The sequence below is a fragment of the Spirillospora sp. CA-128828 genome, from assembly GCF_050945415.1.
Taxonomy (GTDB): Bacteria; Actinomycetota; Actinomycetes; order Streptosporangiales; family Streptosporangiaceae; genus Spirillospora.
In genome coordinates this window covers 904,249-926,465 of the sequence record NZ_CP191986.1, presented here as the reverse complement: position 1 = coordinate 926,465, position 22,217 = coordinate 904,249, and the positions used below count along the sequence as shown (strand labels likewise).

The window sequence follows — 22,217 nt, the reverse complement described above, 5'->3', positions numbered from 1 at the left end:
GGATGAGGAGGAAGCATGCGTTGTGCGACCGTTCAGTTCGAGCACCGGCCCGACGACAAGGCCTACAACCTGGCCAGAGTCGAACACTTCGCCAGGCGGGCGTCCGAGGCGAGGGCTCAGGTCGTGGTCTTTCCCGAGATGTGCGTGCTGGGCTACTGGCACCTGCGCCGTCAGCCGGCCGAACGCCTACGGGAACTCGCCGAGTCGGTGACCGGCCCGTCGGTAGCACGCGTGCGCGGGCTGGCGGCCGGACTCGGCATGGCCGTGGGCGTGGGCTTCCTGGAGATCGATGATCACGGCAGCCTGTTCAACTCCTACGCCATGTGCCTGCCCGACGGGCGCGTCCACGTGCACCGCAAGCTGCACGCCTTCGAGCATGAGGCCATCTCCAGCGGAGACCGCTACACCGTTTTCGACACACCATGGGGTGTGCGCATGGGGGTGCTCATCTGCTGGGACAACAACCTGGTCGAGAACGTTCGGGCGACCGCACTGCTGGGCGCGACGGTCCTGGTCGCGCCACACCAGACCGGCGGCACCAACTCCCGAAGCCCGCACGGTATGCGCCCGATCCCGGTAAGGCTGTGGCGCGACCGACACCACGACCGCGAGTCGATCGAGGCGGAACTGCGCGGACCGAACGGGCGGGAATGGCTCATGCGCTGGCTGCCTTCCCGCGCCCACGACAACGGCCTCTTCGTCCTCTTCAGCAACGGGGTGGGCGAGGACGACGACGAGATACGGACCGGCAACGCGATGATCCTCGATCCGTACGGCAGAACCCTCGCCGAGACCTGGGCCGCCGAGGACGCCATGGTGATCGCCGATCTCGACCTCGACCTGCTCCCCATGTCGACCGGCCGTCGCTGGATCCAGGGGCGGCGGCCCGAACTCTATGGCGTCCTCACCCGCCGCTTCGGCGACGAACGCGACGCTCGCAGCGCCCGATTCTCAACCGACCCCGTGCCGATCCACCGGCCGACCTGACCCCGCAATCCTGCACGGACGGTACCGGACGATCGTCACACGGAGTCACACGAGGTCACACCGGGTCCTGCGGCCCTTCCTCGATCAGGTCATCGAGGGGGTTGTGAAGCGCGGTGAACGGAACGGCCGCCGCCAAGATCAGCGCCACCACCGCCACCAGCGCCGTCAGGTATGACCAATCCAGCTTGGATCGCATGTGCACAGGCCCTTCCCGGCTTCTTCTTCGGAGCGGATGGGCCGCCCCCGGCACTGTCTGCTACGCACGGGCGCCATCCCGGGTTGCCATCCGCCAGTGCATTTCGGCAGGACGCAGGTTTCACCCGGCGCCGTCTACGGGGGGCTGCAAGCACTCCCGCAAGATCACTCTGGCGGTCACGGCATCGCGGAGGTACAACGCACGGACGGCGTCCGCAAAAGCCTCGCCGTCTTTGTCACGGACCGCCGCATGGATCTGATCGGCCAAGGCGATCACATACGGCAGGCGCTGCTCGGGAGAACCGGTCACGGGGTTCCATTCTCCAACGCCCCGGGCAAAGCGCCGCCATGCCCGAGCCGAGAACAGACGGAAGATCAGACCCTTCACCGCGTGGCCATCAGATCGACACCCCGCCCGCGGCATCACCCCGACATACGCAGGCGACACCCCCTGAAGGACGTCGCCCCCCGGCATGTCGGTCCCGTGCCCCAAAGGGGACGGCAGGCGTCGCCCGGGAGTTCGCCGTCGCCGAGCGGGCCGAGAAGACGGCCCGCCCGCCGCCGATGCCGCGGTCATCGAGGCGTGCGAGGCCCTGGAGGAACTGGCGCCCTGCCGGGTTCGGGCGACGGTCTTAGACGTGGCGATCAAGGATCGCCACGCAAGCAAGACCAGTGCACAAACGAAAGGGAACAAAGATGCTCGAATTTTCGAGCGCGGGCGACGGCATGTTCGCCCTCAACCATGGCCTTCTCGACCCCGAGGAGGCGCGCGATGTGATCGAGGGACTCGTCGCGGCGGCGAGGCAGTGGCAGCCGCCGGAGCTCGACGGCAGCCCTACGGACGCGCAGTTCGTAGAGCTGTTCGGTGGCTTCATGAGCCCTGCGATGGTGAAGGCCCTCTGGGACTTCCGCAGGTACGTGCACCGTCACCCCGAGGTGGCGGAAAACGAGCGCAACACCACCCGGCTGGTGTTCGCGGTTCTCCGTGCCGTCGGGCTCAAGCCGAGGTACGTCCTCGACAACGAAAGGATCGGTGTGATCTGCGACATCGATCCCGAGCAGAGCCCGAAGTACCACGGGGAGCAACTCGCGGACTCGGGGAAGTGGCTCGTGCTGCGCACCGAGCTCGACGCCCTGCCCTACCAGGACGAAACGACGACGGACTACCGTTCCGTTCTGGAGGAGGCGGTCCATGCGTGTGGGCACGACGTGCACCTCACGATCATGCTGGCCGGAACCCTGTTCCTGAACCTGCTGAACATGGCCGGAATCCTTCGCAGGAGGGTCCGGTTCCTCGGACAGCATGGGGAAGAAACCGCAGTCGGCGCAGAGCTGGCGATCCTGGCTGGTGCGATCGACCTGGTGAGCCATGTCATCGCCCTGCATTGCGAGTCGGAGCGGCCGGCGGGCCAGATCGGTCTGCTGGCCGGGGAGATCACTTCGAGCTGCGACTTCATCGACCTGGAGGTCAGCGGTCCTGGTGGGCACACCGGCCACCCGGATCTGACCGTCAACACGGTGAAGGTCGCGGACGAGGCTGCGCTCAAGCTGGCTGAAGCGGCGTTCCAGCTCGTCGGGGGCCGCTACGAACCGCTTGTCTTCGGGACCGCGCACGGCGGAACGACGCGCAACGCGATCCCCAAGCTGGTGGTGAAAGCCGGGACTCTCCGCCTCCGTACGGAAGAGGAGTGGCTCCAAGCGTCGGCTGTGCTGGAGCAGGTGCGGCAGCAGTTGGCGGACAAGTACCCGCAGGCCACGGTGGTACTTACCATCAAGCCTGTCGTGTCGCCCACGGTGAATCACGAATCCACTGTCCGGCTGGTCAAGAAGTTCGCTGCTGTGGCGGGGTTCGAGACCGGCGACGCCGAGCAGTCCGGCGGGGGCGAGGACCTCTGCCACTACCTGCGCGAGGTTCCGGGAGCTCTGATCCGGCTCGGGGTGCTCCCGCCAGACATGGCGGAGTGGCCCCCCTTGCACGACAGCAAGTTCGACGTCATCAAGACGGTCTTCGAGGAGATCGTCCCCAAGGGCGCCGGACTGGTATCGGCCGTGGCGGTACTCGGCTAGCCACAGCCGCACGACGGACGGGCGATCGCCGGCTCAATGACCGCCCCCAACCAGGGGCCCGGCTGACGCCGGGCCCCTCCACCCTTGGTAGCCCTTAGCCCGGTCTCACCTGGGCCTTTGCCGGGTCTCTGTTGGTACCGTGTTGGTACCGTGAAGTCGTGCAATTTGGCACATATGACCTAATTCCGGCAGAACCACCCGGGGTGTGATGCCATGCCTCGTCGCCGCGCAGCGTCCTCCAGTGGCACCGGAGAGCTGCTGCAGACGCTCGAAGACCTCACCAGCCGGATACTGGAGGGGATCAAACTCCAACAGGCCCGTGTCGAGCTCGCCGCCGCGTTGCAGCGCCAGGTCCTCTCCGCCGAAATGCCGGTCCTGGCCGGCCTGCAGGTGGCGGGACGGTACGCGCCCGCGCGGGCCGGGCTGGACATCGGGGGCGACTGGTACGACGGCTTCCTCATGCCGGACGGCTCCGTGGGGTTCGTGATCGGAGACGTCCAGGGGCACGACGTCGAGGCCGCGGCCCTCATGGGGCAGGTGCGCACCTGTCTGCGCGCCGTCGCGATCGCCACCACGGACCCGGCGGAGGTGCTTCAGCGCACCAACGACCTGCTCGTCTCCATGGACTCCGAGCTGTTCGTGACCTGCTCGTTCCTTCGCTTCGACCCGATCACGAACGAGCTCGCCGAGGCCCGCGCCGGGCACGTGCCCGCCGTCTGGGCCACCGGCGACGGCCGCTGCGACATCATCCTGAACGACGGCGGTCTGCCACTGGGCATCAACGCCGGCGAGAGCTACCCGTCGACCCGCCGGATGCTGACCGGGGTGGGGGCGTTCGTGCTGCTCACCGACGGCGTGGTGGAAGGCCCCGGCTACCCCATCGAGGAAGGGCTCGCGCAGGTGGCGAACCTGGCCGTCGGGGCACACCGGACCGACCCGAACGAGCTGGCCGCACGGGTGATCAAGGTCGCGGATCTCACCGGCCACAGCGACGACGCCGCGGTTCTCGTCATCCGTTACGGAGGGCTCCAGCAGCAGTCGCAGGGCGAAGGGTGAGCGACGGTGGGTCGCGCGGACGAGCGACTTCGGCCGTACGCCGCCGACGGCCTGCGGCTGGCTGCCATCGTGGTCACCTATTACGTCGCCGCCAAGGTCGGACTGCAGCAGCAACTGGTGCGAGGGCAGGTCACGCCGTTCTGGCCGCCGACCGGAATCGCTCTCGTCGCCCTGATGTTCTGGGGCCCGCGCATGTGGCCGGGCATCGCTCTCGGGGCATTCCTAGTGAACGTTACGCTCGGGCCGGGGATCGTCCCCGTGCTCGCCATCACGGCCGGCAACACGCTCGCTCCCGTCTGCGCCTACCTCCTCCTGCGGCGAGCGGGGTTCCGTCTCGCTCTCGACCGGCTGCAGGACGCCCTGGCGCTGGTCTTCCTCGGCGCGCTGGGCGGCATGCTGATCAGCGCGACGGTCGGCACCGGCGTCCTGCTGGCCTCCGGCGCGGTGTCGGCCCACGACTTCTGGCCGACCTGGTCGGTGTGGTGGACGGGCGACGCGATGGGGGTCTTGATCATCGCGCCGTTCCTGCTGGCCGCGCGCACCGCCCGATGGCCACGCGGCGTCCCCGTCCTGCGCTGGGCCGAGGCGGTGGCCCTGCTGGGCGGCACGGCGGCGGTCACCGCGGAGGCCACCAACGCCTCGCTCAACCTTCTCTTCCTCGTCGTCCCGTTCCTGATCTGGGCGGCGTTCCGCTTCCAACTGGTCGGCGCCGCGCCCTGCGCGCTGATCGCCTCCGTGATCGCCATCTACGCGGGGGCCGTCGAGTCGGGCCCGTTCTCGGGCAAGGACCTGCTCGCCATGATGATCATCCTGCAGGCCTTCAACGGCACTGTTGCCCTGACGGCCCTGCTGCTCTCGGCGGCCGTCACCGAACGGAACCACACCCTCGAGGAGATCGAGAAGGTCTGCGACCACCTGAGGGAGGCGCTGTCCCGGCTCGCGCTGGAAGAGAAGTTCGACGGGGCGCCCGGCGTGTGGCCGCCCTCCCATCCGAAGGGACACGATCACCGAAGGCAGCGCCGCCCTTAACGCCGGTCATTCTTGTGCACCCAGCACCCTCGGGCCGGCGCCAGAGGCCCGGGCCCAGGGACGACGCCGCCATGGCGGTGGTGGACGAGCGGGGCATCGTCGTGTCCTGGAGCGGCGCCGCCCAGCGGCTGCCGGGGCTGGCGCATGGCACGGAGGCGGTCCGGGCCGTGGGAGCGCGGGTTCAGGTGAGGGGTTGGTTGAGTCGGTGTTGGAGGAGGGTTTGCTGGGCGGGGTTGTGGGTCTGGGCCAGGGCGCGCTGGTCGGCGGTACGGGCGGCGTCGGGGTCGCCGAGGGCGCGCAGCAGTTCGGCACGGGTGGCGTGGTAGAGGGGGTAGCGCTCCAGGGTGCGCCGGTCGGCCGCAGGCAGGGCGTCGAGGGTGGCCAGTGCGCTTGCCGGGCCGCCGCGGGGTGGCGGGGCATGGTGGAGGGCGATGGCGCGGTGCAGGCGGTGGATCGGGGACGGGGCCAGCGCGAAGAGGATGTCGTAGAGCACCAGGATCTGGGGCCAGTCGGTGTCGTCCCAGGTGGGGGCCTCGGCGTGGCAGGCGATGATGGCGGCCTGCAGCTGGTAGGGGCCGGGGCGCTTGGCGGTGGCGGCGCGCTCCAGGAGAGCGATGGCCTCACCGATGGCGGTGTGGTCCCAGCGGGTGCGGTCCTGGTCGCGTAGCGGGATCAGGTCGCCGGCGGGGGTGAAGCGGGCGGCGGCGCGGGCCTGGTGCAGGCGGATGAGGGCGAGCAGGCCGAGGACCTCGGGCTGCTTGGGCATGAGCCAGGCGAGCTGGGCGGCGAGCCATTCGGCGTCATCCGCCAGGTGCGCGGCCTGGGGGCGGTCGCCGGAGCTGGTCAGGTAGCCCTCGTTGAACAGCAGGTACACCACGGTCAGCACCTGGCCGAGCCGGTCGGGCAGTTCGGCGTCGCTGGGGATGCGGTAGGGGATGCCGGCTGCGGCGATCTTGCGTTTGGCGCGGGTGATGCGCTGGGCGACCGCGGATTCCGCGACCACGAACGCGACGGCGATCTGGGCGGTGGTCAGCCCGCACACGGTCCGCAGGGTCAGCGCGATCTGCGCCTCCCGTGGCAGGGCGGGATGGCAGCAGGTGAAGATCAGCTTCAGCCGGTCGTCGGGGTCGGGCGGCGGCGGCCAGCGTAGCCGGGCGAGCTTGTCGCGGTGGGCGGCCTGGCGGCGCAGCACGTCGATTCCGCGCCGCCGCGCGACCGTCAGCAGCCATGCGTCCGGGTGGTCGGGGACGCCCTCGGCGGGCCAGCGGCGCAGCGCGCTCTCCACGGCGTCGGCGACGACGTCCTCGGCGGCGGCGAAGTCGCCCAAGACCCGCACCAGGCAGGCGGTGAGCCGGCCCGCGTGCTCGCGCACCACGCGGGCCAGTTCGCCGTGCACGTCATCGCGCGCGGCGCCGTCCGGGCCGCCGGGCGCCGGGCCGTGCGGATCGGGGTGGTGGTCGGGCACGGCCGTCAGTCGATGGGACGGATCTCGACGACGGGGCAGGCCGGCCAGTCGCGGGCGATGGCCAGGGCCTGGTCCAGGTCCTCGACGTCGATCTCGGCGTAGCCGGAGACGACCTCCTTGCCCTCCACGAACGGCCCGTCGGTGACGATCGGCCCACCGCCTTCGAGTCGCACCGTGGTCGCGGTCTCGGCGGGTTGCAGGTGGGCGTGGTGGGTGATGTGGGCGCCGTGATCGGCGAACCACTGCCCGACCCGCTCGAACGACGCCTGCCGCTCGCTCTCGCTCATCGCCTCCAGGTCACGCGCGAACTGCTCGGTCTCGACGAACATCAGCACATACTTCACGGTCTTGGTCCTTCCCGGTCGTCGCTGATCCTTGCCACCGCTGGTCGTCCAGCGACTACTGGTCGGCGGACAGCGGACAGTACAGGTCGACGCCGTTGCCGTCGGGGTCGGTGACGGTGGCGTACCGCATCCCCCAGAACGCGTCCCAAGGCTCCTGGGTCCCGTGGTGACCGGCGCCGGTCAGCTCGGCGTACTTGGCGTCGACACCGGCGGGAGTGGGGAACTGGAAGGCCAGGAAGGTGCGGGGGTCGCCCTCGGGACGCGTCCAGCCGGCGGTCTGGGCCGACCCGCGGAACTTCTCGGTGTCCAGCATGACGTGCAGCCCGTTCGGCAGGTCGCAGCCCGCGTGGTCGGGGTAGGCGGGGTCGACGGTGAAGTCCAGGCCGAGGTGGCGGTAGAAGGCGATCGCCGCGTCGATGTCGGACACGATGATGTCGATCGTGTTCAGCGTCGGGGTCATCTCCGGCTCCCTTGCGTAGGCGGTTCTCCTCGCGGCCTGGCCCGGAACCGGATGGGCGGGCATCCGGGCCGTACCGCTTGTCACCACCAAGACGAACGGCGACGCCGCCGATCCGACACTTCCCGGAAGAAATGCTGGAGATTCTTCAGGCAAATCGACCGGCCGCAGCCGCGATGCGACCGCGGGAGCGTCGAAGCCGGAGACGTGCTGGTCCTGGACGTGCGGTCGGCGGAGGAGTGTCGGGCCGGTCACATCCCCGGCGCCGTCGGCATCCCCGCCACCGAACTCGCCGACCGCATCGACGAGTTGCCCGACGACACCGAGCTGGTGGTGTACTGCCGCGGCGAACACTGCATCCTCGCCTACGACACGGTTCGCCTGCCCACCGGAAAGCTGGAATGGCGCCTGGCCGACCTACCCGTCCACGCTGGGGACCCGGTATGACCGCCGGCGCATCCGCGCCCGTGCCGTCTCAGCTTGTCGGCCTGGGACGGGTCGGGCTCTTGAGCCACGAGACGATCTCGTGCGCGATATCGCCGGCACATGCAATGGCGTCGTCCCCAGGCTCTGCCTTTGTTTTTGCTGTGAAGGAACGGTCAATTGTCGGTGATCCGTCGGTGGGTGCCGTCCGGCGACCATGGGCCTCCGTGCACGGTAACCTTGATCGGCATCGCAGTCGGTTCGAGCGCGTGATCCGCCGACGGTGCGACGCCGTGGCCGGCTCCTGCCCGGGGGTCGCTCCGCATCCGGGCCGGGTACGGAACTCGCGATCATGCTGTGGCCAAGGTCATGGTCCGAGGAGGACAGGCTTACTGATCCCTGAGTATGTGCAGGTCACACGCGGGTGAATGATTTTCACATTCACTACGGTAAGCATTATGTTCCTTGCGCTTGGTGATCGACCGACTGACCATGACGTATGCCCTAGAACCGGACGATTCGGAAGGTGGTCCGTGGCCTGCTGTTACAGCTGAAACGAACATCAGCGTGCTCTTGATCGCCGGAACCTGGCAGCTTCCCCCTTGCCCCTGGCAGGCCGACCCCTGAGAGCGGACACCATGACGAATGATCTACTGCCGACAAATGATCTGCAGTCCCTGTCGACGGACGAGTTCCTCGCCGGCATTGACGCGGTCGCATCCAAGTTCGATTCTGCAACCTTTCCGCAGCAGATCCTTCCCCCCGACAGCTGGGCGCTCCTGGTGAGGGCCGGAGTCCGGCTTCCGACTTTGCCCAAGGAGTACGGAGGCCGCGACAGCAACGTTGAAATGTGCCGGATCGTCGAGACCGCATCTGAGTGGAACCTGGCGCTCGGCGTATACGTGATAGTCAACACCGCGTTGGCGCTTCTACCTGTCGTGAAGTGGGCCGGAGAAGAGGTCAAACAGGAGATGCTGCCGCTGTTCGCCGGTGGCGATCCGCTGATGGCCGGGCTCGCCGCCACCGAACCTGGCGCAGGCTCGGCCCTGTCCGCCATGACGACCACATTCGAGGAGGTCGACGGAGGCTATCGAATCCGTGGCCGCAAGCATTGGCAGGCTCTCAGTTCCTCCGCACACTGGTGGCTGGTTCTTGCGAGGAACGTACACCGGCGCGAGTACGGCTACTTCGTCGTCAAGCGCAGCGAGGGATTCCGCACCGTCGAGTTGTACGAGGCACTCGGCCTGAAGCTGCTCGACTACGGAGTCAACGACATCGATGCGACCGTCCCCCGGCACCGGCGGATCAATGCCGAGGAAACGGGCCTGGACTCGGTGGACATGTTCCTGGCGTCGCGGGCGCTGCTGGCGGCCGCGGGAGCCGGATTCCTGCGCCGCATCAGCCGCGAGGCGCACGCGTACGCGGAGGGCCGCCAGATCGGGCGGAAGCCGCAATCCAAGATCGGGTTCGTCAGGTACAGGCTCGCGGCCATCGACACCTCCGCCACCATCTGCGAGGCGCTCAGCCACTATCTGCAGACGACGCTGGACGTCACGGGCGACATGACTCCCGGGTTTCCGGCCGTACAGGCCCTCAAGACCGTCGCCACCGAGCGGATGATCAGCGCGGCGCAGCATTACCAGCAGCTGACCGGCGCCGAAGGGTACCGCTGTGGATCGCCCACCAACATCGCCGGTCAGGCGTTCCTGGACACACGGGTCTTCAGCGTTTTCGACGGCAACAACGACATGCTCAACCAGCAGCTCACCGCATACTGCCTGACCCGGCGGTCCGGCCGGTCCCTCAGCGGATTCCTGGCCGACTGGCCGCTCACGGCGCCCGCCGTCGCGACGCTCCAGGCGGACCTGGGCTTCCTCGATCAGCGTCTGAGCCAGGCACATCAGGTATTGGCCGGCCGCGTCATCGGCTACCTGTTCGCGATCACCCAGGTCCTCACGTGGGCCGCCGAGACCGGCGCCGATCCGGGAAGGGCCCGGCCCGCCATCGAGTTCCTCAGAAATGACATCGTCGGTGTCGCCGCGGAATTCCGCCTGCTGGCCACCGGAATACTCGACACCTACGGCGCGCCGCGGCGGGCCGCCACCGGGTCTGGCGATCCATCCCCCTCGCCATTCCGACATGACCAGGACGGGGGGGCGAAGCGCCGAGGCGCCGTCGGCGACCGGCTGATGTCCAGCGCGGCTAGCCCGACAGGCCCTCGCGGCGGTGTATCCGGTCGACCAGGTCGGCCGCCCTCCGCTTCATGAGTTCCAGTCCGGGCTTACCCCACGGGCGCGGTTCGCTGTCCACAACGCAGACCGTGCCGAGAACCGTGCCCGTGCGGTCCGTCAACGGAGCTCCGGCGTAGCTCCGGACCATGAGCTTGTCGACGATCGGATTGCCGGCGAAACGCGGATAGGCGAGGACATCGTCGAGAATCAGCGCCTTGCGCCGGACGACGACATGCGGGCAGTAGCCGGCGTTGAGGGGTATTCTCGCCCCGAGGATGCCGCCCACGATCTCGGCGGCGGCCGGCGGCGTGTAGACCCCCGCAACGAACTGATCGTCGCCGACGAGATTCACGAATGCCACCGGCGTGCTGGGAAGCCCGATGAGCTTCTGTGCGTCCAGCGCGACCTGATGGGCGAACTCATCGAATTCGCTCTCCCGTGCCTGCCCCAGGCCGAGCTGTCGCAGTCGCGTCACGCGCTGGGATGCTTCGTGGTCGGGCGGCGTCAAGGGACGGGTCGGGAGTTCAAATGCCTGATCATTGGGCGGATACGTCACGGTACCTCCGTATGTGGCCGAGCGTGAAGGTGGGCATGAGGATTTATTGGATCCGGGTCCTAAGCCAAAGCGGCTGCGGCACGGAATGGAGTGACAAGGTGTTCCTCGATTTCTCCTGAAGTCGAGGGAGGCCTCACGGAAGTGTGGCCTGAGGGTTCAAAGAGCGGATTCAGAGTCATTGGAGTCCTCCCTGCTGCAGTTCTGTCAGACGGAGGCGGAAGGGGTGGCTGTGAGCAGATGCTGGATCAGGGCCCGCAGCGCCGAAATGGCGGAGGAGTGGTCCCGTGCGTCGCACTGCACGATCGGCACGCGCGGGCCGAGTTTGAGGGCGGCCCGCACCTCCTCGGACCCGTAACGGAACGCGTTGTCGAACTCGTTGACCGCGACGAGGAACCGGGTTCCCCGGGTCTCGAAGAAGTCGACGGCCTCGAAGCAGTCCTCCAGGCGGCGGGTGTCGGCGAGCACCACGGCACCCAGCGCCCCGGCGCACAGCTCGTCCCACAGGAACCAGAACCGCCGCTGCCCCGGCGTCCCGAACAGGTAGAGGACGAGATCGTGCTGGTCGATCGTGATTCTGCCGAAGTCCAGCGCGACGGTGGTGGTGGACTTGCGCTCCACCGCATCCAGGTCGTCGATGCCGACGCTGGCCGAAGTGATGAGTTCCTCGGTGCTGAGCGGCTCGATCTCGCTCACAGCACCGACGAACGTCGTCTTCCCCACGCCGAAACCGCCCGCTATGAGGATCTTGACCTGGGTGGGGAGCACCTCAGACTCGTTGTAGGCCATCGAGCAGCTTCTCCAAAAGGGCTCGGTCGGTGGGATCGGCCGCGGTTCGCGGCGCGTGTGCGGTCATCGCGCGGCTGTCCACCAGGTCGGAGATGAGGACCTTGGTGACCACCACGGGAAGCCGCAGATGCGCCGCGACCTCCGCGACCGAGGTCGGCGTGCGGCACAGGTCGAGCGCCCTCGCATGTTCCAGATCCACGGCCGGGGGACGCGGGCCGACCGCCACCACCAAGGACAGCAGGTCCAGGTCGACGGTCGGATGGGTACGGCCGGCGGTCACCGTGTACGGGCGCACCAGCAGCCCGGCCTCGTCGTCGAGCCAGAGCTCATCTTCTCCGGATGTCAAAACGCTCGGTTTCGCTCGCTCGGCGCGGCCGCCGACCGCGCCGCGGTGTCCAGGAAGGGCCGGACGGCCTTGATCAGCCGGGCCATCTCGAAACCGACCACGGCAGGGTCGGCCTCCGCCCGCGCCAGCACCGCCAGCACGGAATTGAAACCTGCCCAGGAAATGTACAGCTGGCTGGACCTGAGTTCCGCAATGACCTGCCGCACCTCATTGCTCTCGTCGAACTTCGTTCCGGCGCTACGCGCGATGGAGAAAAGCCCCGACGCGAGCGCAGCGAGCTGTTCCGCACTGGCGCGGTCGAAGCCGTCGGCGGCTTTCATCATGCCGTCGGACGACAGCAGCACGCTGCCGCGAATGACCGGAACCTCCTCGCCCAGCCCCCGCAACAGCCAAGCAAGATCCTGAGCCTGGTTCGGGGAGACACCACTCAACGGACTCTCCTTGTCATTTGAAATTATCGTCAGTTCACACTGTCGGGATCATCAGTGGAGCCGTCGTTCTCCTGGGCGCTGCGCATTCCCTTCTGGAATGCGGCCATGAACCCGGGATTGTAATTGACTTCCTGATCGTCCTGCTGAGGCGCGGGCGCACTGCCCAGTTCGGGCGCCAGGCTGGCCTGGGCCTGGCGTTGCGGCAATGGCGGCCGCTCACCGGCGCCGCCCGGAAAGCCCGGCCCCGTTCCGTAGTCCGGAGCGGCCGCCGGGGGGCCCGACGGAGGCGGGGGCGGCGCGGGCCGGGGCTGGGAAACCTCGGCCGCAGAGGGCGGCTGGGCGGACACGCGGGCGCCGAGGACATCACGGTCGTCCAGTGGCAGACTCGGCCGGGCCGGCGCCGGGACGCTCACGGCCGGTGGTGGTGCCGCGGCGGCGTCCACCGGTTCCGCCTGGAGCCGCGCCTCGGCCTCCTCGGCCTCCTGGCCGTCCAGTTCCTCCGGTACGACGACGATGGCCTGCGTACCGCCGTAGACATTGCTCTGGAGCTGAACACGGACCTTGTGACGGCGCGCGAGCGCGGAGACCACGAGGAGCCCGATGCGCCCGTCCTTCAGCAGTTCCTCGGTGTCGGCCTGCTCGTTGTCGGCGAGCAACTCGTTCAGCCGCCGCTGGCTTTCCCGCGGGATTCCGAGGCCGCGATCTTCGACCTCGATGGCCATGCCCGCGGTGACCCTCTCGAAGCGAATCAACACCTGCGTTTGCGGCGGGGAGAACTTGGTGGCGTTCTCGATGAGCTCGGCCAGTAGATGGACGATGTCCGCGACCGCGCCTCCGCGCAGGCTCCCGTCGACCGGCGGCACCACCTTGACCCGGTCGTAGTGCTCCACCTCGGCGATGGCCGAGCGCAGCACCTCGTACACCGTCACCGGCTTGGTCCACCCGCGGCGCGACGCGGCGCCGCCGATCACGGCCAGGCTCTCGGCCTGGCGGCGCATGCGGGTGCTGAGGTGGTCGACCCTGAACAGCCCCTTGAGCAGGTCCGGATCCTCGACCTGGTTCTCCAGCTCGTCGAGCCCTTGGATGGCCCGATGGGACAGTGACTGCATCCGCCGGGCCAGGTTGACGAAAACGGCGACCCGCTGGCTGCTGCCACCGGCGGCTTCGCGGCCGGCCGCGCCGATCACGGCATTCCAGGCCGTGCCCTGCGCCTTCCGCACTTCATGCTCAAGTTGCAAGTAAGGGTCGGCGGTGTCAGGGGCCGGGAAGTCCTCGCTGCTCGGGGCGGCCGTCTTACCGGCGTTGAGCCCCTCTGCCAGCCGCTGCAGCTCCCGCCGGCCGTGGTCGATCACGAATCCGAGCTCGCCGAGACGCCGCTGCATGTTCTGCTGATCGTGGATGGCCGACTCGGTACGCTCCCGATGCATCCGGCGTGTCGCCGCCTCCGCCGCCATGATGGCGGCTCCGAGGGTGATCACGGCCCCCAAGGCCGCCATGGTCAGCACCAGCCGCGTCCCCTGAGTCCTGGTGGCGCCACCGTAGAGGACCGCCGCGGCGGCGAACCCGAGAACTATCGCAATGGCCGCGGGGAGCACGGAAATGGACAGGTGAAGAGCGCGCATATTGCTCTGCCGATGCGTACCACGGGTCACTGACCTGCTGGTTCGCCGAACGTCCTGGTGCTCGGCGCCGGCAGCGGATTTGAAGGTCATTGAGAATCGGCGTCCTCAGTGCGTCGACAGCAGATCACGATAGTGAGCAAAATTCGTACTTCCGTGTGGGCACAGCCCGTATCTAGGCTGTCACAACGCCTCAATACGGATACACGGATCGGCGAGATTGCGGAGACCTTGGCACGCCATCGAGGCGTCTGTACCAAGATGTCCACTTCTTCCGAAAAATACCTAAATGGGAGCTCGCCATGCTTCACCAGGGCAGATGGCGCACTTCCACGGAGTGGACGACCGAAAAGCCCAAAACGGCGTGGCCAACCTCACGCTTTCACGGGGTGGTCCTGCCCATCCTGACCCTGACTGTGAGAAGTGCTTCCAACCTGCAACGATAGGGCTTGTCGAGAGTCCTGCCCCGCAAGAGCGGATTGGACGGTGCGCAGTCGGCGGCGCCGTCCTAGCTGTACTTGGTCATGATCTTGGTGTCAGTCGTGTGATGGGTGGGTGGCCGCCCAGGGCCGAGTGGGGGCGTTGGGTGTTGTAGTGCTCGAGCCAGGATTCGAGGGCTTGGGTGCGCTGGTCGTTGCTGGTGTAGGGCTGGCGGTAGGCCCATTCGGTGGTCAGGGTGCGGTTGAGGCGTTCGGCTTTGCCGTTGGTCCACGGGCAGCGCGGGCGGGTGAATTTCTGGCGGGCGCCCAGGTCGGTGCAGGCCTGCTGGAAGGCGTGGCTGGTCCGGTAGTTCTTGGCGTTGTCGGTCATGACCCGGTGGATGCGGGTGATGCCGTGGGCGGCGAAGAACGCCGCGGCGCGGGTGAGGAACGCCGCGCAGGTGGTGCCCTTCTCGTCAGGCAGGACCTCGGCGTAGGCCAGCCGTGTGTGGTCGTCGATGGCGGTGTGGACGTGGTCGTAGCCGATGCCGCGGCCGCGGACGGGTTCGCTGCGGCCGTGGACGCGCCATCCGCCGCCGTCGGGGATCCGGCCGAGTTTCTTGACGTCGATGTGGATCATGTCGCCGGGTGCCGGGTGCTCGTAACGCCGGTCGCTGTTGCGGGACGCCCGGATCTGCTGGCCGGTCAGCGGGTCGCAGGCCGCCAGCACCGGAACGCCGTGGCGGCGCAGGATGCGGGTGACGGTGCGGGCCGGCACCCCGGTCGCGGCGGCGATGTGGTCGGGGCCGGCACGAAGGCGTTCGCGGGCGGCCAGCACCCGCTCCTCCACCACGGCCGGGGTCCGCGACGGGCACGAGCGGGGACCGCTGCGAGCACGAGCGGGGACCGCTGCGGCGGTCGGCCAGCCCGTCCCAGCCCTGGCCGCGGAACCGTCCCACCCACCGGTGCGCGCACTGCCGCGAGATCCCCAACTCGGACGCCACATGCGCGACCGGGCGGCCATCGAAGACGACGCGGCGAACCAGCAGGCATCTGCCATGAAACGTCAGCCGCGCGTTAGCGTGACCCATCAAGACCTCCGGGCGTCGGTGAAGTCGGTGAAACCCCACTACGCCCGGAGGTCTTCTTGCTGATCAAACACCTACCGGTCAGGTGTCACCAAGATCATGACCAAGTACACCTAGCGCAGGCCGCGGGCGTGCACGACCCGAGCGCGGGATCGCGCTGACGCCGTAGATGGCGGCTTGGCGGCTGGCGTGGTTGGGCAGGGTGTTGCGACGTGCACCAAGTTGCTGGACAACTGGGTCAGCGTGAGCATCGGCACCGCGGCACGCAGTGAGCCGGGCCAGGCGCGTCACATTCGCCGTGTCTGAGGGTTCACCTCTGTGAACCCTGGCGATGGGATGGTGTGACCGATTGGACGAGAACGAGTGGCTGGCCGCGCGCTTCGAGCAGCACCGACCCCGGCTGCGGGCGGTGGCCTATCGAATGCTCGGCTCGCCGGCTGACGCGGACGACGCCGTTCAGGATGCCTGGCTGCGGCTGAGCCGGTCCGACGCGGAGCAGATCGACAACCTCGGCGGATGGCTGACCACCGTCGTCGCCCGGGAGTGCCTGCATATGTTGCGCTCCCGCCGGCGCCGCCGGGAGGATCCCTTCGCCGCGCACCTGCCCGACCTGGTCGTCATCCCGGACGGGGACCTCGACCCCGAGCAGGAGGCGTTGCTGGCCGACTCGGTGAGCTTGGCCCTGCTCGTCGTGCTCGACCAGCTCACTCCTGCTGAACGGTTGGCGTTCGTGCTGCACGACATGTTCGAACTGTCGTTTGAGGAGATCGCCGACATCGCGGGCCGCACCCCGGTCGCCGCACGGCAACTCGCCAGTCGTGCGCGGCGCCGGGTGCGCGGCGCCGAGATCCCATCACCCGATCCGGATCTGGCGCGCCAGCGGCGGGTCGTCCGTGCCTTCTTCGCAGCTGCGTGGACCGGCGACTTCGACGCCCTCGTCCAGGTCCTTGACCCCGATGTCGTCCTGCGCACCGACTTCGGCACCACCCGGCCGCCCACCGTCGTGCGCGGCGCGCCGGCCGTGGCCAAGCAGGCCCGCGCCCCACGCGGCGGCGACCTGCGCCCCGCGCTGGTCAACGGCGCGATCGGAGCGTTGACCATCCGCGACGGGCGGCCGTTCTCGGTCATGGCATTCACCGTCGCGGGCGACAAGATCGTCAGGATCGACGTTGTCCGCGACCCCGACCGCGTCCACCGCCTCCCGTCCGCCCTCCTCAACCGGCCGAAGCGAACAGGACGGTGAGTGCCGAGCGGGATGGCGAGCCCTGTTTCGACGAGTCGAGGGCCCGATGCCGCGCGACCGGACGGCTCGGCATCAGGCCAGGGATTCGAGATATTTCTGGGTTTCCGGCTTCTTGAAGTACTGTGCCCAGCCCGCCGGCTGCGCGTTGAACTCGGGTTCGCGAGCAGTGTGGTCGGCGCCATGCTCGACCAGCAGGCGCGCGATCGACAACTCGCCCGCTGCCGCTGCATAGTGCAGGGCGGTGGCGCCGGCGGCGGTGACAGCGTTGACGCCGAAGCCAAGATCGATCAGCAGCCGGACCGTTGACCAGTTGCGCGCCTCGGCCATCCGCGTAACCAAATCCGCCTGCCGATCGCGCAGCCCGGGATCGGCGGCCAGCATCGACCGCATCGTCGCTTCGTCGGCAGCCTCAACGGCTTCTACGAACTGCATTGTGCCCTCCTCGCGTGGTTGCACTCGTACCTATGAGCCCAGACGAGGAGCCGATGTGACAGGGATGTAGCTCGGGAGGGGTCCCAACCGACCACTGCCACAATGTCGCGCGTGAAGATGACCATCAGGCCAATCGTTGTCCCGGTGCTCGGGCTGGCGTTCGCGTGCGCGGGCTGTGGGGATTCCGGGGAACCCGCGCGGAGTCAACCGCGGCCCAATGGGGCCGACCGCACCACTCCTCCTCCGGCGAGCACCGTCACGCCAGGTCAGAGCCCAGCGACCAAGCCCGGCTTCCCGGTACCCGCGGACGGCGATGACGTGAAGGCCTGCCGGGACGGGAAGTGCGAGATCCTTGTCACCGAGCGGACGACAATCCCCCTGGACCGGCGGTTCGGCTTCAAGAAATTCTCGTTCGACCCCGCCGACTCGACCTGGCGATACACCTATCCCGAGGGTGGAGGCGGCCGGCTGCGGTTCCTGGAGCCGCCTTACTCCGGATCATGGGCCGCGCCGCGTGGCGAACAATCCATCGACCTGAGAGTCGTGGCGACCCAGGGTTCCAAGGCGGTCATCTCGCTGAGCCCCGCCGCCAGCTAGCGGATCGTGGCCCCCTCAGGGCTAGCCTCAGCCCGGCCTCCCCCGCGCTCGCCCGGCGTCACAGACTGAGGCGTATGACTTTCACCGCCAACGAGATCGACTATCTGAACGGCCAGTTGCTCGGGCGGCTGGCCACGGTCGGCCCGGACGGACGGCCGCATATCGTGCCGGTCGGGGTGTTCTGCGACCCGGAGACCGGGACCATCGTGATCGGGGGCCACGCGGGCACCGGCATGGCCGCCAGCAAGAAGTTCCGCGACGCCCGGCGCCAAACCGACTCCTTCGAACTGTCCGCCAGGGACGTGAAGTGATGCGCTACTGGCTGCTCGGCCCGACCGGGCTGCGCGTCTCGGAGCTGTTCCTGGGCGCGATGACCTTCACCGGCCCGGATGAGGCCCGCAAGATGATCGACCTGTACGCCGACGCCGGCGGCAACGTCATCGACACCGCCTCCGCCTACGGCGACAGCGAGAAGATCCTCGGTGACCTGCTGCGGCACCGCCGGGACCGCTTCGTGCTGAGCACCAAGTACACGCTGTCCCGGGACGCCACCGATCCCAACGCGGGCGGAAGCCACCGCAAGAACCTCGCCCTCTCCCTGGAGGCGAGCCTGCGGCGGCTGCGCACCGACTACATCGATCTGTTCTGGGTGCACACCTGGGACCAGCACACGCCGATCGAGGAGACCATGCGGGCGCTGGACGACGCCGTCCGCGACGGGAAGGTCCTCCACGTCGGCGCGTCCAACCTGCCCGCCTGGCTCGTCTCCAGGGCGAACACTCTGGCCGAGTGGCGCGAATGGACGTCGTTCGCCGCCGTGCAGGTGCGCTACAGCCTGCTCAAACGTGACATCGAGCGGGAACTGCTCCCCATGGCCGAGGCCTACGGGATGAGCGTGGCCGCCTACGGGGCACTGGCCGGTGGGGTGCTGTCGGGCAAGTTCTCCGGCAGCGGCCAAGCCCCGACCGGCACCAGGGTCGCCCCCGAGTCCCTCACTCCGCACGACCACCAGGCCGCACGCGCCGTACGGGAGGTCGCCCAGGAACTGGGGGTGACCCCATCCCAGGTAGCGATCGCCTGGACACGAGCCCGTTCCCAAGCGGTGCACCCGATCATCGGCGCGCGCACCGTCGAGCAGCTCCAGGACAACCTGGGCGCCCTGGACGTCGCCCTCCCGGCGGACGCCGTAGAACGCCTGGATTCGGCCGTGGAGTTCGACATCGGCTACCCGACCGACATCAACACCGGCCCCCGCCCGTGGCTGTTCGGGGACTACCAATCCCGATTGAAGGGCGCGATACGTCCTGCCGGACGGCTCTTCCCAAGGTAGCCCGCGCGAGGCGACGTCGTCGTAAGCCGGTAGCGCCCCATGGCCTGGCCGAGACGCCCGTTCGCCAAAACTACATATCCGGCTGCGTTGCTGCTGGCCGCACAAGAACTGGCCGATGCCCCCCTCCAAGTGGAGGCCTGGGACGGCAACGCCGAGGTACCCCGCGTCAACGACCATGGGGCGTCCGTTCCCGCCGGTCGTCGCGACCTTGCGAGACCGGGTCGCGGCGGCTGATGTGCTGCTGTTGGTGACGCCCGAGCTGAACCGCGGCATTCCCGGCAACATGAAGGACGTCGTCGACTGGCTGGGGATTCTCGCACCGCCTCGCCCGCTGGCCGGCAAGCCCGTCGTGCTGATGAGCGCCTCACCGAACCGGTTCGGCGGCGCGTTCGCCCAACTGCAGCTCGCCGACCTGCTCCGGCGGTCCGGCGCCGAGATCCTTTCTGACCTCGACGTCGCGATCGGCCACGCCCAACGTCACCTCGACGACCACGGTGTCCTGGTGGGCGAGGACCCGCGACGCGAAATCGCCGAACTGTGGCAGCGCGTTCTCACCCGAGTTCAAACCGATCGGCAGGTGGTCCCGGCATGACCACCGGGCGTCAGATCGCCGCGGACAACGGGCCCGTCGGTTACGCGCTCGCCCACGCCACCCGGGCGCACCGTGCGGTGTTGCAACGCCGTATGGCACAACTCGGCTTGCATCTGGGCCAGGAACTCCTCATCGTCGACATCCACCACAACCCCGACACGACCCAAGCGGAACTCGTCCAGCGGATCGGCTTCGAACAACCCACGATCGCCAAGGCACTCACCAGGATGGAACGGACCGGGTTCATCCAACGCACCACCGACCCCGGCGATCGACGCGTGACACGCCTGCGGCTGACCGAACGCGGCGAGGCCGTCGTGGACGCCGTGACGGCCGCATGGGCGGAGACGGAAGCCCAGGCCACCGCCGGGCTCACCGACACCGAGGCCCAGCAGTTCGTCCGCCTGCTGACCGCAATCCGCGACAACCTCGAATAGCCCGCACTCGTAGCTGGGGCGGGGCTCCTCCCAGCCTGATCAAGACCTCTTCCGCTGGAAGGGATGGCGATGACTCCAGAGAGACCACCGAGAGTGACGGTGTGACATCCCCGCAAGATGGGGCGCTCTAAAGGAAAGGGTGACGAACCCAAGCAAAGCACCATGTCGGCCGATTGCGGGCCGGCGGGTGACGGGGATTGGGGTTATGGGCAGGCATGGGCGCGCGGCCGAAGCCTCGGTGGTGCTGGCCGGGCGGTACCGGCTGATCGAGCCGGTCGGCCGGGGTGGAATGGCCGAGGTGTGGGCCGCCGAGGACGCGGCGCTGAGGCGCATGGTGGCGGTCAAGCTGCTGGACCCCGCACCCGCCCCCGACCAGCCCGCGAGCACGACCCGCGCGGACGTGATGGGCACGGTGAGCGAACGGGTATGGCGGGAGGCCCGTGGCGCCGCGCGCCTGGTACACCCCAACGTGGTGCGAATCTACGACGTGGCCACCGACGGAGACCGGATGTTCCTGGTGATGGAACTTGTCACCGGCCCGAACCTGGCGGAGATCCTGCACAGGCAAGGTCCACGACCACCAGCACAAGTGGCGGCGCTGGGGGCGCAGACGGCCCGCGCACTGGCCGCCGCGCACGACGCCGACCTGGTGCACGGCGATGTCAAACCCGGCAACCTGCTGCTGGCCGACGACGGCACCCTCAAGCTCACCGACTTCGGCATCGCCAGCCCCATGGACACGCCCGCCCCCACGCAGGCCACCGGGCAGACGGCGGGCCTGATCATCGGAACCGCGGGCTACCTGGCTCCCGAACTGGCCCACAGGTTCCCGCCTAGCCCGGCCGGCGACCTGTACGCGCTGGGCTGCATGCTGTACGAGCTGTGCACCGGGCAGCCGCCCTTCACCGCCGACACCCAGGTGGACGTGCTCCAACGGCACATGCACGACGCTCCCGTCCCGCCCGCCCGGCTATGCCCTGACGTGCCCGTGGAACTTGAGCAGGCGATCCTGCGGCTCCTGGCCAAGGACCCCGCAGCGCGTCCCGCCGACGCCACCCGCGTCGCCGAGGCCCTTGAGCTCATCAGCCGCATCAGTCGCGACAACGCCACGGTGGACGAACCGACCACCGCCACACAGATCCTGCCGCCCCTAGCCCCGACAGGCCGACACGCCCGCACCGCCGAGCAGCCGTCCCCGTCCCCGGGCCAGCCGCCCTCACCGGTGTCGTGGTCGGCGCATCACCCGCTGCTGACCGCCGCCCTGGGCGCGTTGATCGTCGCCGTGATCGCCCTGGCCATCATCGCCATCACCCGATCCGGCGACCGGCGCACCGCCCCGCCACCCCCGGCCGGCTCCCCCACCGCCCAGCGATCGAATCCCACCGCACTCCTCAAGCCCAGGTGAGCCCGGGCCGTCCAAGACCGGGTCCGGCGGGCCACAGCGGATCCGGCCATTCGGCCGCCGCGCTCCCGCGCCTGCGGGCCCGTGGAGGCGACCTGGCGGCGACCCCTCAGGCGATCTGCGTTCTGTCGTCGTCGCCGGTGTCCTGGGCGGGGGCCGCGCGGCGGGCCTCGAACTCTTCGAGGGCCTTCTTGCGTGCCTTGGCCGGGAGCCGGTCTATGTAGAGGCGACCGTCGAGATGGTCGGTCTCGTGCTGGAGGCAGCGGGCGAGCAGGCCGGTGCCCTCGACGGTGATCGGGTCGCCGGACTGGTCGAAGCCATCGCAGACGGCGGTGTCCGGGCGCGGCAGGGACACGTACGGGCCGGGCACCGACAGGCAGCCCTCCTCGCTGTCGTCGAGGGTTCTGCCCGGTCCGGCGGGTGTCCGGACGGTGGGGTTGACCACGAGGCCCTTGCGTCTCTCGCCGTCCAGGTCGGGGCAGTCGTAGACGAACACCCGGAGATCGACACCGATCTGGTTGGCGGCCAGCCCGACGCCGCGGGCCGCGTACATGCTGGCGAACATGTCCTCGACAAGCTGAGCGAGCTCGTCGTCGAAGCGTTCGACCGGCCGGCAGGGGTGGTGCAGCACAGGAGTGCCCACGAGCGTGATGGGGTGAGCTGTGCCTGTCATGCGGGGACCTTT

Annotated in this window: 25 protein-coding genes and 1 pseudogene; 13 read left to right on the top strand and 13 right to left on the bottom strand. The window is 68.7% G+C overall.

Translation table 11 applies throughout. The features are described 5' to 3' along the window. Positions 1-15: 15 nt before the first annotated feature. Positions 16-987: a nitrilase family protein gene (locus ACQPXG_RS04820; protein WP_433466402.1), complete on the top strand. Its 972-nt coding sequence runs from the start codon at positions 16-18 to the stop codon at positions 985-987. A 55-nt stretch (positions 988-1,042) separates the two neighbouring features. Here ACQPXG_RS04820 and ACQPXG_RS04815 read toward each other — a convergent pair whose 3' ends face one another. Beyond that, positions 1,043-1,183 carry a hypothetical protein gene (locus ACQPXG_RS04815; RefSeq protein WP_433466401.1) on the bottom strand — a complete coding sequence of 47 codons (141 nt, stop codon included), beginning with the start codon at positions 1,181-1,183 and terminating at the stop codon, positions 1,043-1,045. A 120-nt stretch (positions 1,184-1,303) separates the two neighbouring features. Then, a complete protein-coding gene (locus ACQPXG_RS04810) occupies positions 1,304-1,570 on the bottom strand; it encodes a hypothetical protein (RefSeq protein ID WP_433466400.1) in 267 nt (88 codons plus the stop codon). A gap of 338 nt (positions 1,571-1,908) precedes the next feature. Here ACQPXG_RS04810 and ACQPXG_RS04805 point away from each other — a divergent pair, with 338 nt between their 5' ends. From ACQPXG_RS04805 to ACQPXG_RS04795, 3 genes are all read left to right on the top strand, one after another. Further along, positions 1,909-3,249 carry an amidohydrolase gene (locus tag ACQPXG_RS04805; protein ID WP_433466399.1) on the top strand — a complete coding sequence of 447 codons (1,341 nt, stop codon included), beginning with the start codon at positions 1,909-1,911 and terminating at the stop codon, positions 3,247-3,249. A gap of 213 nt (positions 3,250-3,462) precedes the next feature. Continuing rightward, positions 3,463-4,305 carry a PP2C family protein-serine/threonine phosphatase gene (locus ACQPXG_RS04800; protein WP_433466398.1) on the top strand — a complete coding sequence of 281 codons (843 nt, stop codon included), beginning with the start codon at positions 3,463-3,465 and terminating at the stop codon, positions 4,303-4,305. Positions 4,306-4,311: 6 nt separating this feature from the next. Further along, entirely contained in the window at positions 4,312-5,334 is a 1,023-nt protein-coding gene (locus ACQPXG_RS04795; protein WP_433466397.1) for an MASE1 domain-containing protein, read from the top strand. Between the two features lie 181 nt (positions 5,335-5,515). Here the strand turns inward: ACQPXG_RS04795 and ACQPXG_RS04790 are convergent, their stop codons facing one another. From ACQPXG_RS04790 to ACQPXG_RS04780, 3 genes are read right to left on the bottom strand one after another with little or no spacing between them, the layout of a single operon-like run. Further along, positions 5,516-6,799, bottom strand: a complete 1,284-nt coding sequence (locus ACQPXG_RS04790) for an RNA polymerase sigma factor (RefSeq protein ID WP_433466396.1) — start codon at positions 6,797-6,799, stop codon at positions 5,516-5,518. Positions 6,800-6,804: 5 nt separating this feature from the next. Then, on the bottom strand, positions 6,805-7,143 hold the full coding sequence (locus ACQPXG_RS04785) for a YciI family protein (protein WP_433466395.1): 339 nt from the start codon (positions 7,141-7,143) through the stop codon (positions 6,805-6,807). 55 nt (positions 7,144-7,198) lie between these two features. Further along, positions 7,199-7,603 carry a VOC family protein gene (locus tag ACQPXG_RS04780; RefSeq protein WP_433466394.1) on the bottom strand — a complete coding sequence of 135 codons (405 nt, stop codon included), beginning with the start codon at positions 7,601-7,603 and terminating at the stop codon, positions 7,199-7,201. A 204-nt stretch (positions 7,604-7,807) separates the two neighbouring features. Here ACQPXG_RS04780 and ACQPXG_RS04775 point away from each other — a divergent pair, with 204 nt between their 5' ends. Beyond that, positions 7,808-8,047 (top strand): rhodanese-like domain-containing protein, encoded by a 240-nt coding sequence (locus ACQPXG_RS04775; RefSeq protein ID WP_433466393.1) that lies wholly within the window; start codon positions 7,808-7,810, stop codon positions 8,045-8,047. 614 nt (positions 8,048-8,661) lie between these two features. Continuing rightward, positions 8,662-10,290 carry an acyl-CoA dehydrogenase family protein gene (locus tag ACQPXG_RS04770; RefSeq protein WP_433466392.1) on the top strand — a complete coding sequence of 543 codons (1,629 nt, stop codon included), beginning with the start codon at positions 8,662-8,664 and terminating at the stop codon, positions 10,288-10,290. Here the strand turns inward: ACQPXG_RS04770 and ACQPXG_RS04765 are convergent. The 6 genes and pseudogenes from ACQPXG_RS04765 to ACQPXG_RS04740 form a co-directional block, all read right to left on the bottom strand. After that, positions 10,226-10,810 (bottom strand): GAF domain-containing protein, encoded by a 585-nt coding sequence (locus tag ACQPXG_RS04765; protein WP_433466391.1) that lies wholly within the window; start codon positions 10,808-10,810, stop codon positions 10,226-10,228. The two genes, ACQPXG_RS04770 and ACQPXG_RS04765, sit on opposite strands and share 65 nt — an antisense overlap. Positions 10,811-11,014: 204 nt before the next feature. Beyond that, complete coding sequence (locus tag ACQPXG_RS04760; RefSeq protein WP_433466390.1) at positions 11,015-11,596, bottom strand: GTP-binding protein; 582 nt, start codon at positions 11,594-11,596, stop codon at positions 11,015-11,017. Continuing rightward, positions 11,577-11,942 (bottom strand): DUF742 domain-containing protein, encoded by a 366-nt coding sequence (locus ACQPXG_RS04755; RefSeq protein ID WP_433466389.1) that lies wholly within the window; start codon positions 11,940-11,942, stop codon positions 11,577-11,579. The genes ACQPXG_RS04760 and ACQPXG_RS04755 overlap by 20 nt, the downstream gene beginning before the upstream one ends. After that, positions 11,939-12,373 (bottom strand): roadblock/LC7 domain-containing protein, encoded by a 435-nt coding sequence (locus tag ACQPXG_RS04750; protein WP_433466388.1) that lies wholly within the window; start codon positions 12,371-12,373, stop codon positions 11,939-11,941. The genes ACQPXG_RS04755 and ACQPXG_RS04750 overlap by 4 nt, the downstream gene beginning before the upstream one ends. 29 nt (positions 12,374-12,402) lie before the next feature. Further along, positions 12,403-14,085 (bottom strand): sensor histidine kinase, encoded by a 1,683-nt coding sequence (locus ACQPXG_RS04745; RefSeq protein WP_433466387.1) that lies wholly within the window; start codon positions 14,083-14,085, stop codon positions 12,403-12,405. 429 nt (positions 14,086-14,514) lie between these two features. After that, positions 14,515-15,502 (bottom strand): annotated as a pseudogene (locus tag ACQPXG_RS04740) (IS481 family transposase). A 346-nt stretch (positions 15,503-15,848) separates the two neighbouring features. On the opposite strand from ACQPXG_RS04740, the gene ACQPXG_RS04735 reads away from it, so the two are divergent. Beyond that, positions 15,849-16,742: a sigma-70 family RNA polymerase sigma factor gene (locus tag ACQPXG_RS04735; protein WP_433466386.1), complete on the top strand. Its 894-nt coding sequence runs from the start codon at positions 15,849-15,851 to the stop codon at positions 16,740-16,742. A 72-nt stretch (positions 16,743-16,814) separates the two neighbouring features. Here the strand turns inward: ACQPXG_RS04735 and ACQPXG_RS04730 are convergent, their stop codons facing one another. Further along, positions 16,815-17,174: an ankyrin repeat domain-containing protein gene (locus ACQPXG_RS04730; protein WP_433466385.1), complete on the bottom strand. Its 360-nt coding sequence runs from the start codon at positions 17,172-17,174 to the stop codon at positions 16,815-16,817. A 111-nt stretch (positions 17,175-17,285) separates the two neighbouring features. Between ACQPXG_RS04730 and ACQPXG_RS04725 the strand changes: the two genes are divergently transcribed. The 6 genes from ACQPXG_RS04725 to ACQPXG_RS04700 all read left to right on the top strand — a co-directional run bounded on the left by ACQPXG_RS04725 (position 17,286) and on the right by ACQPXG_RS04700 (position 21,535). Next, the gene (locus ACQPXG_RS04725; RefSeq protein ID WP_433466384.1) at positions 17,286-17,771 is read left to right on the top strand and encodes a hypothetical protein; all 486 of its coding nucleotides are present in this window, start codon (positions 17,286-17,288) and stop codon (positions 17,769-17,771) included. A gap of 74 nt (positions 17,772-17,845) precedes the next feature. After that, positions 17,846-18,082: a pyridoxamine 5'-phosphate oxidase family protein gene (locus ACQPXG_RS04720; protein WP_433466383.1), complete on the top strand. Its 237-nt coding sequence runs from the start codon at positions 17,846-17,848 to the stop codon at positions 18,080-18,082. Continuing rightward, entirely contained in the window at positions 18,082-19,101 is a 1,020-nt protein-coding gene (locus ACQPXG_RS04715; RefSeq protein ID WP_433469895.1) for an aldo/keto reductase, read from the top strand. Before ACQPXG_RS04720 ends, ACQPXG_RS04715 begins: the two co-directional genes overlap by 1 nt. 175 nt (positions 19,102-19,276) lie before the next feature. Continuing rightward, on the top strand, positions 19,277-19,693 hold the full coding sequence (locus ACQPXG_RS04710; protein WP_433466382.1) for an NADPH-dependent FMN reductase: 417 nt from the start codon (positions 19,277-19,279) through the stop codon (positions 19,691-19,693). Continuing rightward, positions 19,690-20,130, top strand: a complete 441-nt coding sequence (locus tag ACQPXG_RS04705) for a MarR family winged helix-turn-helix transcriptional regulator (protein ID WP_433466381.1) — start codon at positions 19,690-19,692, stop codon at positions 20,128-20,130. Before ACQPXG_RS04710 ends, ACQPXG_RS04705 begins: the two co-directional genes overlap by 4 nt. 205 nt (positions 20,131-20,335) lie before the next feature. Continuing rightward, positions 20,336-21,535 (top strand): serine/threonine-protein kinase, encoded by a 1,200-nt coding sequence (locus ACQPXG_RS04700; RefSeq protein WP_433466380.1) that lies wholly within the window; start codon positions 20,336-20,338, stop codon positions 21,533-21,535. Positions 21,536-21,641: 106 nt separating this feature from the next. Here ACQPXG_RS04700 and def read toward each other — a convergent pair whose 3' ends face one another. Next, positions 21,642-22,205 (bottom strand): peptide deformylase, encoded by a 564-nt coding sequence (gene def, locus ACQPXG_RS04695; protein ID WP_433466379.1) that lies wholly within the window; start codon positions 22,203-22,205, stop codon positions 21,642-21,644. Between the last annotated feature and the right edge of the window lie 12 nt (positions 22,206-22,217).